This is a genomic window from Burkholderia sp. Bp8984 (assembly GCF_003853755.1).
Lineage (GTDB): Bacteria > Pseudomonadota > Gammaproteobacteria > Burkholderiales > Burkholderiaceae > Burkholderia.
In genome coordinates, this window is sequence record NZ_QTQN01000003.1 from 23,385 (window position 1) to 35,471 (window position 12,087).

12 protein-coding genes are annotated in these 12,087 nt (G+C 70.7%); 8 read left to right on the forward strand and 4 right to left on the reverse strand.

Features of this window, described 5'->3' with window-relative positions; translation table 11 throughout:
* Positions 1–101: 101 nt before the first annotated feature.
* Positions 102–2,408, forward strand: coding sequence for an ATP-binding protein (locus tag DID98_RS04285; protein WP_124570294.1), 2,307 nt, complete (start codon positions 102–104; stop codon positions 2,406–2,408).
* Between the two features lie 87 nt (positions 2,409–2,495).
* On the opposite strand, the gene DID98_RS04290 is transcribed toward DID98_RS04285, so the two are convergent.
* Together DID98_RS04290 and DID98_RS04295 are read right to left on the reverse strand one after the other, a co-directional pair.
* Positions 2,496–3,542, reverse strand: coding sequence for a UDP-glucuronic acid decarboxylase family protein (locus tag DID98_RS04290; protein ID WP_044843362.1), 1,047 nt, complete (start codon positions 3,540–3,542; stop codon positions 2,496–2,498).
* Positions 3,542–4,858 carry a glycosyltransferase family 1 protein gene (locus DID98_RS04295; RefSeq protein ID WP_044843363.1) on the reverse strand — a complete coding sequence of 439 codons (1,317 nt, stop codon included), beginning with the start codon at positions 4,856–4,858 and terminating at the stop codon, positions 3,542–3,544. Before DID98_RS04295 ends, DID98_RS04290 begins: the two co-directional genes overlap by 1 nt.
* Before the next feature lie 242 nt (positions 4,859–5,100).
* Between DID98_RS04295 and DID98_RS04300 the strand changes: the two genes are divergently transcribed.
* The 7 genes from DID98_RS04300 to DID98_RS04330 all read left to right on the forward strand — a co-directional run bounded on the left by DID98_RS04300 (position 5,101) and on the right by DID98_RS04330 (position 9,848).
* Positions 5,101–5,523: a BON domain-containing protein gene (locus DID98_RS04300; protein ID WP_044843364.1), complete on the forward strand. Its 423-nt coding sequence runs from the start codon at positions 5,101–5,103 to the stop codon at positions 5,521–5,523.
* 25 nt (positions 5,524–5,548) lie between these two features.
* Positions 5,549–6,577: an SDR family oxidoreductase gene (locus DID98_RS04305; RefSeq protein WP_124485784.1), complete on the forward strand. Its 1,029-nt coding sequence runs from the start codon at positions 5,549–5,551 to the stop codon at positions 6,575–6,577.
* Between the two features lie 38 nt (positions 6,578–6,615).
* Positions 6,616–6,915 carry a DUF2795 domain-containing protein gene (locus tag DID98_RS04310; RefSeq protein ID WP_044843366.1) on the forward strand — a complete coding sequence of 100 codons (300 nt, stop codon included), beginning with the start codon at positions 6,616–6,618 and terminating at the stop codon, positions 6,913–6,915.
* Positions 6,916–6,982: 67 nt separating this feature from the next.
* Positions 6,983–7,549: a hypothetical protein gene (locus tag DID98_RS04315; protein WP_124485785.1), complete on the forward strand. Its 567-nt coding sequence runs from the start codon at positions 6,983–6,985 to the stop codon at positions 7,547–7,549.
* A 127-nt stretch (positions 7,550–7,676) separates the two neighbouring features.
* On the forward strand, positions 7,677–8,534 hold the full coding sequence (locus DID98_RS04320; RefSeq protein ID WP_044843368.1) for an SDR family oxidoreductase: 858 nt from the start codon (positions 7,677–7,679) through the stop codon (positions 8,532–8,534).
* A gap of 28 nt (positions 8,535–8,562) precedes the next feature.
* A complete protein-coding gene (locus DID98_RS04325) occupies positions 8,563–9,177 on the forward strand; it encodes a DUF4142 domain-containing protein (RefSeq protein ID WP_124485786.1) in 615 nt (204 codons plus the stop codon).
* A 59-nt stretch (positions 9,178–9,236) separates the two neighbouring features.
* On the forward strand, positions 9,237–9,848 hold the full coding sequence (locus DID98_RS04330; RefSeq protein ID WP_044843370.1) for a DUF892 family protein: 612 nt from the start codon (positions 9,237–9,239) through the stop codon (positions 9,846–9,848).
* A gap of 131 nt (positions 9,849–9,979) precedes the next feature.
* Here DID98_RS04330 and DID98_RS04335 read toward each other — a convergent pair whose 3' ends face one another.
* Positions 9,980–11,302: an NRAMP family divalent metal transporter gene (locus DID98_RS04335; protein WP_124570295.1), complete on the reverse strand. Its 1,323-nt coding sequence runs from the start codon at positions 11,300–11,302 to the stop codon at positions 9,980–9,982.
* Positions 11,299–11,958 (reverse strand): UdgX family uracil-DNA binding protein, encoded by a 660-nt coding sequence (locus DID98_RS04340; RefSeq protein ID WP_124485788.1) that lies wholly within the window; start codon positions 11,956–11,958, stop codon positions 11,299–11,301. Before DID98_RS04340 ends, DID98_RS04335 begins: the two co-directional genes overlap by 4 nt.
* Positions 11,959–12,087: the final 129 nt, after the last annotated feature.

Here is a 12,087-nt window from a genome sequence, read left to right on the forward strand (position 1 = left end):
TATGAAGGTCTGCCAGGTCAGCACAGGCGGCCGAGCAGGTGACGTGCCCGTCCGGCTGCGCGTGGCCGGCTGCCGCCGGTGGGTCGGCAGGAGCGTGTCCGATGTTTGAATTTGCACGGCCGCAGGTCGGAAATTACGCAACCGCCGTGATGTTCGTCGCGATCGCCACCGTGCTGCAGGCGCTGGCGATCCGCTTCGGCGGCGTGAACCTGTCGCTGATCATGTACTACCCGATGCTGGCCGGCGCGGCCTGGGTGACGTCGTTCCTGTTCGGGATCGTGTCGACCGTGGTCAGCGGGCTGCTGATCTGGACGCTGTTCCTGTCCGATCCGGCCGCGTACACCGGGCCGCTGTCGGCCCGGCTCGTGCAGCTCTTCGTCTTCCTGCTGGTCGGCATGCTGGTCTGCGCGGGCGCGGCGATGCTGCACCACGCGCGGCTCACGAACGACGTCGCGCGCCGGCGTGACGCGGCCGCGCGGCGGCAGCTCGAAGCCGTGCTGCAGTCGCTGCCGCACGGCGTGATCGCGACCGACGGGAAAGGCCGGGTGACTTACCTGAATGCGGTGGCGGCCGAGCTGGCAGGCTGCGGCGTGGACGAGGCGACGGGCCGGCCCGTGAGCGACGTGCTGCGCCTGTTCGATCACGACGGCCGGCGCGTGCAGGCGACGCCGCTCGAGCGGGCGCTCGGCGGCGTGCATGCGTTGTCCGACCGGCACTGGCTGCACGGCGCCGCCGGCAGCACGCCGGTGCCGATCGCCGAGGCGGCGGCGCCGATCGCCGATGCGGACGGCAACATCGACGGCGCGGTGCTGCTGTTCTGCGATGCCGGCGTGGCGCGCGCGCGCGCCGACAAGTCGCGGCTGCAGCTCGCGGTCGTCGAGGCATCGCCGGACGCGATCGTCGGGGTCGACGGCGAGGGCCGCATCGTCAGCTGGAACCCGGCCGCGCAGCGGATCTTCGGGTACGACGAGTCCGAGGCCTACGGGCGCCCGTTCGAATCGCTCGTCGCGATGCGCTGGCTGCAGCGCAATCCGTTGGCCGAAACGTTCGACGCGATGCGCGAACCGGTCGGCCCGCTCGAACTGCTGTGCGTGCGCCGCGACGGCCGGCCCTTTCGCGCAACGGTGTCCGCATGCCCGGTGCGCGGCGACCTGCGCGCCAGCGTCGCGCTGTCGCTGACGCTGCGCGAGACCGGCGCGCAGCGCCGCCGCGACCTGCGCGCGCACCGCTCGCTGCAGGGCGCGCGCGACGCGCGCGACCAGGCCGATACGTCGAACCGCCTGAAGGACGAATTGCTCGCGACCGTGTCGCACGAACTGCGCACGCCGCTGAACGTGATCTACGGCTGGGTCGAGGTGCTGCGCAATTCGCGCGAAGAAGGATTGCAGCAGCAGGCGATCGACGCGATCGATCGCAGCGCGCGTTCGCTCACGCGCATGGTCGGCGACATCCTCGACGCATCGTCGCTCGCGACCGGCAAGCTGCGGATCGATTCGATGCCGGTGGACGTGGTGCGGCTGTTCGCCGATGCGACGGGCACGTTCCAGACGGCCGCGTCGTCGGCCGGCATCGCGCTCGAATTCGACTGCGCCACGTCCGCATGCGTGGTGTCGGGCGACGCGGAGCGCTTGCGGCAGATGCTGTCGAACCTCGTGTCGAACGCGCTGAAATTCACGCCGGCCGGCGGCGCGGTGACGGTCACGCTGTCGCGCGACGCCGGGCACGCGATGCTGACCGTCGCCGATACCGGGCAAGGCATCGCGCCGGATTTCATCCCGTACGTGTTCGACATGTTCCGCCGCGCGGAAGAGTCGCCTGCCTCGTCGCGGCGCGGGCTCGGGCTCGGCCTGTCGATCGTGCGGCATATCGCCGAGCTGCACGGCGGCACGGTCAGCGTCGCGAGCCCGGGCCGCAATCGCGGCGCCACGTTCACCGTGACGTTGCCGGCCGGCTGGCAGCCGGCGGGGGCGATGGCGTGGAGCGTCACGCCGGACGACGTCGCGCGCGGTACGCCGATGCTCGAGTCGCAGCGCATCCTGATCGTCGACGACGACCCGACCACGCGTGCGAGCCTGACCGCCGCGCTGGCGACGCTCGGTGCGGTCGTCGCGGTCGCGTCGTCGGGCCGTGACGCGCTCGCCATCGTCGCGGAGGTGAAGCCGACCGTCGTGCTGTCCGATCTGGCGATGTCCGACGGCGACGGCTTCTGGCTGCTCGATGCATTGCGCCGCGGCGGCGCGAACGGCGGCAGCCCGCCCAACCTGCGCGTGCTCGCGGTCACCGCGCACGCGGGCCTCGGCGACGAACGCCGCGCGCTCGAAGCGGGCTTCGACGGCTATCTGTGCAAGCCGGTCGACGTGCGCGAGCTGGCCCGCCGGATCGCGCGCGTGACGACGCGCGACGGCTGATGCGCGTCGGCCGATGCGCGTCGGCTGATGCGCGGCGCCCGTCGCCCCGGGCGCGCGACGACGCAGCGTCGTGTCACGTCGTGCCGTTCACGTCGCCGCCCCCGGCCGGTTCCGTGTGCTGATCTGCGCGAGCATGTGCGACGCGATCCGCGTGCTGCGCACGAGATCGCCCGGCGTGTGATTCGCGACCTGCCGATGGATGAAATACCGCGCGGTATGCGCGAGCCCGCTCGCGAGCGGCGTCGTCGCGCGCCAGCCGAGGCGCCGGTGCGCGGCGTCGAGATCGGGCCGGCGCTGACGCGGATCGTCGGACGGCAACGGACGGAACTCGATCGCGACCGTCGCGCCGACGATCCTCACGACCTCGCGCGCCACGTCGATCATCGCGATCTCGTCGTCGCTGCCGAGGTTCACCGGCTCGCAGGCGTCGCCGGGTTCGTCCATCAGCCGGATCAGCGCATCGACCATGTCGTCGACATAGCAGAACGAGCGCGTCTGCCTGCCGTCGCCGTAGACGGTCAATGCTTCGCCGGCCAGCGCCTGCGTGATGAAGTTCGACACCACGCGCCCGTCGGCCGGATGCATGCGCGGCCCGTACGTGTTGAAGATCCGCGCGATCCGCACGTCGACGCCGTACTGGCGGTGATAGTCCATGAACAGCGTTTCCGCGCAGCGCTTGCCTTCGTCGTAGCACGCGCGGATGCCGATCGGGTTCACGCGGCCGCAGTAGCGCTCGTCCTGCGGATGCACGTCGGGATCACCGTACACTTCGCTCGTCGATGCCTGCAGGATGCGCGCCTTCACGCGCTTCGCGAGGCCGAGCAGGTTGATCGCGCCATGCACGCTGGTCTTGGTCGTCTGCACCGGGTCGCGCTGATAGTGCACGGGGGACGCCGGGCATGCGAGGTTGTAGATTTCATCGACCTCGACGTACAGCGGAAACGTCACGTCGTGCCGCATCAGCTCGAAGTTCGGCGCGTCGCGCAGGTGCGCGATGTTGTCCTTCGCGCCCGTGTAGAAATTGTCGACGCACAGCACGTCGTGCCCGGCCGTCACGAGGCGTTCGCACAGATGCGAACCGAGAAACCCGGCGCCGCCGGTGACGAGTACCCGTTTGCGATCGTAGCCCTTCATCATGCATTCTCCTTGCGGTGGGCGAGTACGCCCGGCGTGGTCGCGACGGGCGTGCGGCGGCTGCCGGCCGCCGTGCCGGCACGTTGCGGATGCGCGACGTCGCGGTAGATGTCGACGAGGCGGTCGGTCACGCCGCGCCATGTGTAGAAGCGGTGGGCGCGCAGATAACCGGCCCGGCCGAGCGCATCGCACAGCGCCGGTTGCGCGCGCAGCTGCACGAGCCGCCCGGCGAGCGCGGCCGGGTCGCGCGGCGGCACCAGGTAGCCGGTGACGCCGTCGTCGACCGTCGTACGAATGCCGCCGACGTCGCTGCCGATCACCGGCGCGGCACATGCCATCGCCTCGACCGGCGTGATGCCGAACGGCTCGTACCACGGCGTCGTCACGAAGACGTCCGCCGCGCTGTAGTACAGGTGCAGCGCGTCGCGCTCGCGCCGGCCCACGAACGTCACGCGTTCCGCGATGCCGGCGTCGTGCGCGAGCGCGGCGAGGCGTGCGAGTTCCGGATCGCGCGCCGGGTCGGGCGTCGCGTGGCTGCCGCCGACGATGTAGAGCCGCGTCGGCCGGTTCGGGTCACGTGGCATCCGCGCGAGCGCATCGATCACGGTGTCGATGCCCTTGCGCGGCACGAGCCGCCCGAGCTGCAGCACGACGAATGCATCGTGGGGCCAGCCGAGCCGCGCACGCGCATCGACGCGCGGCACCGGCCGGAATTCACCCGCATCGAACCCGCAGGGCACGATCTCGATGCGCGCGGCATCGGCGCGATAGTGCGTGGTCAGGTCGAGCGCATCCTGCGGGCACTCGGCGATCAGCCGGTCCGAGCGGCGCGCGAGCGTGTCCTCGATCGCGAAGCGTTCGTCGGGGAAGCCGTCGGCCGCGCCCTGATGCAGCCGGCGCACGCGGCCGAGCGCATGGAACGTCATGACGAGCGGGATCCCGAGACGCTGCTTCACGCGCAGCGCGGCCTCGCCCGACATGAAGAAGTTCGCGTGCATCACGTCGACGGGGTCGGGCTCGCGCCGCATGCGCGCCGTCATGTAGTCCGCGAACGCACCCATGTACGGCAGCAGCCGTTCCTTCGGCACGGCGGCGGGCGGCCCGGCCGGTACGTGGATCACGCGCATGCGCGGGCCGATCTGCACGACTTCCGGCAGGTGCGGATCGTCGCAGCGGGTGTAGACGTCGACGTCGAGGTCGCGCTCGGCCAACTGCTTCGCGACGTTCGCGACGTAGATGTTCTGGCCGCCCGCGTCCACGCCGCCGATCACCCCCAGCGGTGACGCATGTTCACTGATCAACGCGATTCTTTGCATGGTATTGCTCCCGAGGTCGGGGCCCGCGCCGGCGAGCCCCGTTGCGTCCCTCTGCGGCAATCGCCATGCCCGTCACTTTGCGGGCGGCACGCCCCGCCCAGGTGCCGAAAAAATTACAACGGGTTGGATGAAAGGGCGTCCGATCGGCGGGCCGAGCGGGGATGCGGCCGGTTGCGCGCGGCACGCGATTTGCGACACCCGGACGTCCGCCGGCCACGCCGGCCTCACGATAGGAGGTCACGATGAAGGTATTCCCGCTGCAAGCCCGCGCACCGCGATTCCGCCGTCATCCCGCCAGCCGTCTCGGCATGGCGGTCGCGATCGCCGCGGCCACCGCCTGTATCGCCGTCGCGCCGAATGTGTTCGCCGCCGGAGACGACGGCTCGGCATCGTCATCCATGTCGTCGTCGTCATCGTCGTCGATGACGCATTCGAGCACCGGCACGAAAATCCGCGACGCGACCATCACGACCAAGGCGAAGGCCGAGCTGGTCGGCACGAGCGGCCTGTCGGCCGGCGACATTCACGTGAAGACGCGTCACGGCGTCGTGATGCTGACCGGCAGCGTGCCGGACGAGCAGCAGCGCACGCAGGCCGTCGGCGTGGTCAGGCAGATCGACGGCGTGCAGGACGTGCGCGACCAGCTGACCATCCGCCCGAAATAACCGGCCCCGCAGAAGGAGTCCAGTGATGAACTGCATGCTCAAACCGGTCGGCGAGCAGACGATCGTGATCACGGGCGCCACCAGCGGCATCGGCCTCGTCACCGCGCGCAAGGCGGCACGGCGCGGGGCGAAGCTGGTGCTGTTCGCGCGCAACGCGGACGCGCTGAACACGCTGTGCGAGGAAATCCGCCAGCACGGCGGCCTCGCGGTGCCGGTCGCCGGCGACGTCGGCATTCTCGAGGACCTGCAGCGCGCGGCCGCGACGGCGGCCGATACCTATGGCGGCTTCGACACCTGGGTCAACAACGCGGGCGTGTCGATCTTCGGCACGGCGGCGGCGGTGCCGCTCGAGGATCAGCGCCGGCTGTTCGACACCAACTACTGGGGTGTCGTGCACGGCTCGCTCGTCGCGTCGGATCATTTCCGGCGCAAGAGCGATTTCCACGGCGGCGCGATCATCAACATGGGCAGCGAAGCGTCCGACGCGCCGGTGCCGCTGCAGAGCGCGTATGCGGCATCGAAGCACGCGGTGAAGGGTTTCACCGATTCGCTGCGCCTCGAGCTCGAGTCCGATCGCCTGCCGGTGTCCGTCACGCTGATCAAGCCGGCCGCGATCGACACGATGTTCGTGATGCACGCGAAGAACTACATGAATGTCGAGGCGCGGCTGCCGCCGCCGATCTACGACCCGGAGCTCGTCGCCGACGCGATCCTGTTCGCGGCGGCGCACCCGCGCCGCGCGCTGTTCGTCGGCGGCGCCGCGAAGCTCACGTCGGCCGGCGCGTATCACGCGCCGCGCCTGTTCGATCGCATCGCGGCCACGCTGTTCTCGCGCGGCCAGCGCACGGTGCGCCCCGCGCGGCCGCGCGACGACAACGCGCTGTACGAGTCCCGCCATGCGCTGCACGAGCGCGAAGGGATGGACGGGCCCGTGCTGCGCGCTTGCGCATACAACGCGGTGGTGCAGCGGCCGAAGGTCGCGGGCGCGGTCGCGCTGGGCGCGGCGGCGCTGATGGTTGCCGCGTTCGCGCGGTCGCGGCGCACCTCGACGTAATGGCGTGCCTTTCCGTTTTTCATTCGAAGGAGGTTTCCATGTCTTCCCGACAACATACGGGCCACGAATACAGCCACGCGCGCGCGCATGAAGGCGAGCGCGAGCAGCAGGATCACGACAAGGGCGGCCACCAGAGCGGGCACGGCAAGGCGCCGAGCCCGGTCGACGTGCAGAAGGCGCTGAAGGGGATGGACTATCCGGCGAGCAAGGCGGAGGTGGTCGAGTGCGCGGAGCGCTCGCATGCCGACCCGCGCGTACTCGACATGCTCAGGCAGATCCCCGACCGGGAATACGGCACGCCGGCATCGGTATCGAAGGAACTCGGGCGGCTGATGTGAGCGCCCCCGCGTCGCGTCGCGCCCGCGCTCGCGTGTGCGGCACCCTACGGCCACGAGGAGCACGACCATGGCGATGATCGTCGCAGGCCGCTTCACGACGTTCGATGAAGCGGAAGGTGGGGCGCGCCACCTTTACGAGCGCGCGTTCGGCCCGGACGACGTGTCGATCTTCTTCCTGAACCCGGGCGGCCAGCACGCGCGCTTTCCGATCGGCGGCGACGTGTATGCCGATACGGCCGCGAAGCCCGGTGGCCGCGGCGCGCTGGTCGGCGCGCTGCGCGGGCTGCTGATCGGCGCGATCGTCGGGCTGATCGTCTATGCGTTCGGCGTGCGCTACTGGTTCGTGCCGGCCGCCGGTGCGCTCGCCGGTGCCTATCTCGGTGCGTTCGGCGGCGCGCTCGGCCGGATGCGCGGCGAGCAGGCCGAAGGCAAGGGCGCGCTCGCGAAGACCGAAACCGGCGTGATCCTGGCCGCGCGCGTGACGTCGACGACCGCGGCCACCGCGGAAGACGTGCTGCGTGCGACCGGTGCGCAAGCGATCGAACGTGTCGAAGGCGACTGGCAGGACGGCGAATGGCGCGACTTCGATCCGGTGCGCCGGCCGGACGGCACGACGCAGGGCACGCCGCGCTGAGCATGCCGTTTCTGCACGCGCTTGCAACGCGGCGTGCGGCGTGCGGGCATCGCGCGTGCACCGGGCCGGGCCGCCGCGCGGCATGCCGCTTGCGACGTCTCGCCGACACCCGTTCAAGGAGGAACCCATGACGACGGCAAAGACCCTGCCACCCCAGGAACAGGCCCGGCAGCCGGGCACCGAGCGGGACATGCATCCGAAGCCGCGCGACGAGGCGGCCGACTACGTCGGTAGCGGCAGGCTCGCCGGCAAGGTCGCGCTCGTGACGGGCGGCGACAGCGGGATCGGCCGCGCGGTCGCGATCGGTTTCGCGAAGGAGGGCGCGGACGTCGCGATCGTCTACCTGAACGAATCCGACGATGCCGCGCACACGAAGCGCCTGATCGAGCAGGCGGGGCGGCGCTGCGAGGCCATCGCTTGCGACGTCGGCGACCGCCGGCAGGCGCGCGACGCCGTCGCGCGCACGGTCGAGCGGCTGGGGCGCCTCGACGTGCTGGTCAACAACGCGGGCGAACAGCATCCGCAACCGGGCATCGAGGACGTGACCGAGGAGCAGCTCGAGCGCACGTTCCGCACGAACGTGTACGGCATGTTCTTCTGCACGCAGGCCGCGCTGCCGCACATGAAAGCGGGCGGGCGCATCGTCAACACCGCGTCGGTGACCGCGTATCACGGCAGCCCGAAGCTGCCCGACTACTCGGCGACCAAGGGCGCGATCGTCGCGTTCACGCGTTCGCTGTCGATCGAGCTGGCCGAGCGCGACATTCGCGTGAACGCCGTCGCGCCGGGGCCGATCTGGACGCCGCTGATCCCGTCGACCTTCACCGCCGAACAGGTCGCGACGTTCGGCTCGAACGTGCCGCTCAAGCGGCCGGGGCAGCCGGACGAGCTGATCGGCTGCTATGTGCTGCTCGCGTCGGACGGCGCGAGCTACATGACGGGACAGACCTTGCATCCGAACGGCGGCTCGATCGTCGGCGGGTGACGATGCCCGCCACACCAGGAGAAAGCGCATGAAACAATCCAACTGGACGATCGCGGCGCTCGCCGCGGGCGTACTCGCCATGGCGGGGCTCGCGCAGGCACAGGCGCCGAGCGAGCCGCCCGCGTCGAATTCGCATGTGCCGGGCGGCGTGATCAACCCGTCGTCGGGCGCCGCCGGCGCGGGCGATCCGGGCATCGCGAAGGCGCCGCAGCGCGGCGATGCGGAATTCGTCGACAAGGCCGCGCTGGCCGGCAAGGCCGAAGTGCAGGCGAGCCAGCTCGCGTTGAAGCAGGCGCAGTCGCCGGACGTGCGCGCGTTCGCGCAACGCATGGTGGCCGACCACGGCAAGGCGAACGCGAAGCTCGACGAGGTCGCCGCACGCGCGGGCATGAAGCCGCAGGTCGAGCAGATCCACGACCCGGACGTCGAAGCGCTGCGCGGCAAGAGCGGACACGACTTCGACACGGCGTATGTGGCCGCGGCCGGCCCGGACGCGCACAAGAAGGCGGTCGCGCTGTTCGAAGACGAGGCGCGCGGCGGCCAGGACGCGCAGCTGCGGGCGTTCGCGACCGCGGCGCTGCCGACGCTCAGGCATCACCTGAGCATGGCGGAAGCACTCCAGCGCAAGGTGGGCGCGCAGTAACGCGTGCCCGGTTCAACCCCAGGGCCGCGCGGGCGGCCCGTTTTTTCGGAGAAGCAGTCATGGGCCAACGGCAATCGAAGCACGAAGGCATCCTGGCGTTGCTGTGCCAGGCATACGAAACCGAGCTCGGCGGCGCGAAGATCTACGAGGCCGCGCTCAAGTGTGCGACCGACGAGGACCTGCACAAGGAATGGGAGAAGTACCACCGCGAAACGATGCATCACCAGGAAGTGCTGCGCAAGGTATTCGACACGCTCGGCCTCGATCCGGATACGCAGTCGCCGGGGCGCGCCGCCGTGGCGGCAACCGGCAAGTCGCTCGTCCAGGTGATCGAGCAGGCGAAGAAGCAGGCCGACCCGGCGGTCGCGCAGATCGTCGCGGCCGAGTGCGTGGTGCTCGCCGAGACGAAGGACCACCTGAACTGGGAGCTGATCGGCTATGCGGCCGACCAGCTGCGCGATCGCGACGCGGCGAAGGCGCTGAAGGCCGCGCACGACGAGGTGGAGGCGGACGAGGACCATCACCTGTATCACACCCGCGGCTGGGCGCGCGAGATGTGGATCGACTCGATGGGCTTCAAGGCGGTGCTGCCGCCGCCGGAGGAAGTGAAGAAGGTCGAGTCGGCGGCCGATGCGGCGCGGGCCGAAAAGTCGCGCGGCAAGATGATGTGACGCTGCCGGTCGGGCAACCGGGCGACGCCGCTCGCGCGGCGTGCCCGGTTGTCACCCGACCCTCAGGGGCGTTCGCTTTCCACGCCGTCCGTCACGCGTGAACGGTTGCAGGCGCAACCATGCCGCCCTGATCAGCTCAGCATGTCCGCGGCCATCACGACCACCGATGCCGCCATCAGCGCGACCGCCAGCCACCCGAACACCTTCGACGCGATGCCGCTGCCCGGCTGGCCGGCCGCATCGCGCCGCTGCGACAGCAGCATCACGAGCACCAGCATCGGCACCGCCGCGACGCCGTTGAGCACCGCGCTCCAGTACAACGCCTTGATCGGATCGACCGGGCTGAAGCAGATCGCGATGCCGACGACCACGCAGCCGGCCAGTACCGCATAGAACGCGGGTGCGCGCCGCACCGGCTCGTTCAGCCCTTCGCGGAACCGCCACGCCTCCGCGCAACCGTATGCGGCGCTGCCCGCGAACGCGGGGATCGCGAGCAGCCCGCAGCCGACGATGCCGAACGCGAACACGACGAATGCCGCCTCGCCGGCGATCGGGCGCAGCGCCTCGGCAGCCTGCGCGGTGGAGCCGATGTCGTGCTTGCCGTGCGAGAAGAACACCGCCGCGCCGATCACCATGATGCAGAACGACACCGCGTTGGTGACGATCATCCCGGTCCAGGTGTCGAACGTGATGCGCCGCCCGGTTTCACGGCGCGCGCCGGGCGTGCACGCGGTGTCGCCGTTGCGGCGCTCGGCCTGGGTTTCCTCGACTTCGAGCGCGGCCTGCCATACGAACAGGTACGGGCTCAGTGTCGTGCCGAGGACCGCGACCGCCGTGGTCGCATAGTCGTGCGTGAACGCGATGTGCGGCAGGACGATCGCGTGCAGCAGGCCGCGCCAGTCGATGTGCACGAAGCCGAGTTCGAGCACGTAGGCGAGCAGGCCGAACGTCATCCATTTGAGCCAGCGCGCGTAGCGTTCGTAGGACAGCAGCACCTGCAGCGCGAGCGACGCGATGCCGTAGACGGGCGCATACCAGTAGCTGCGGCCGCCGGCGACGAGCGCGGTCGCATCACCCATCGCGGCGAGGTCGGCGCCGACGTTCACGACATTGACGATCACCACCATGACGATCAGGGCCTTGGCGAGGCGGACGGAGAACTGCTCGCGGATGCCGGCCACGAGGCCTTCGCGGTTGGCGCGCCCGATGAATGCCGCCGCGAGCTGCACGGCCACCATCATCGGCAGCGTGATCACGATCATCCACAGCATGTGGAAGCCGAACTGGCTGCCGGCCTGCGCATAGACGGCGACGTTGCTCGGATCGGCGTCGGACGCGCCCGCGAGCAGGCCGGGGCCGAGCCGACGGTACCAGGGCTTCGCGGCGGTGGTGGCGGCCGGGTCGGTTGTGGCGGCCGGGGTGTCGCGCGACGCGCCGCCGCGCAGGTTGCTCATTCGGCGTCTCCGGATGCCTCGTGCGCGCCGCCGTTGCCGCGCGCGAGGCGCGACGCGGTGCGCAGCGCGTCGACGAGCGTCCGGTACGCATGCTCGCGCGAATCGGCGCCGCGCGTGCGCAGCACGTAGGACGGGTGATAGGTCGCGACGACGAGACAGCCGTCCGGCGAGCGCACCGGCTTGCGCGTGCGCTCCACCGTCGCGTCGTTGTCCTGCAGCACCGCGCGCAGCGCCGTCGCGCCGAGCGCGACGATCACGCGCGGGCTCACCGCGTCGAGCTCGCGTTCGAGCCAGTAGCGGCAGGCGGCGACCTCGCGCTGCGCGGGCGTCTTGTGCAGCCGCCGCTTGCCGCGCGGTTCCCATTTGAAGTGCTTGACCGCGTTGGTCAGGTAGACGCTCGTGCGCGCAATGCCGGCCTCGTCGAGCGCGCGGTCGAGCATGCGGCCCGCCGCGCCGACGAACGGGATGCCCGCGCGGTCCTCCTGGTCGCCCGGCTGTTCGCCGACCAGCATGATGCGCGCGTCGGCGGGCCCGGCGCCGGGCACCGGCTGCGTCGCATGTTCCCACAGCCCGCAGCGGCGGCAGGCGTCGAGCGTGGCCGGTGTGTCGGCGGCGGCCGGGACCGCCGCCGGTTTCGTGCTCGCGTCGCGCTTCATGCCAGTCCTCCGGTGCAGGCCGACGCCGCGCGCGCGAAGCGGCATGCTCGGGCGCGCGCGACAGGCCGATCGAAGGCGTTGCCGGGGCGGAACATCGGCAGTGTGTGCATCGGCGGCTCCCGTATCGAC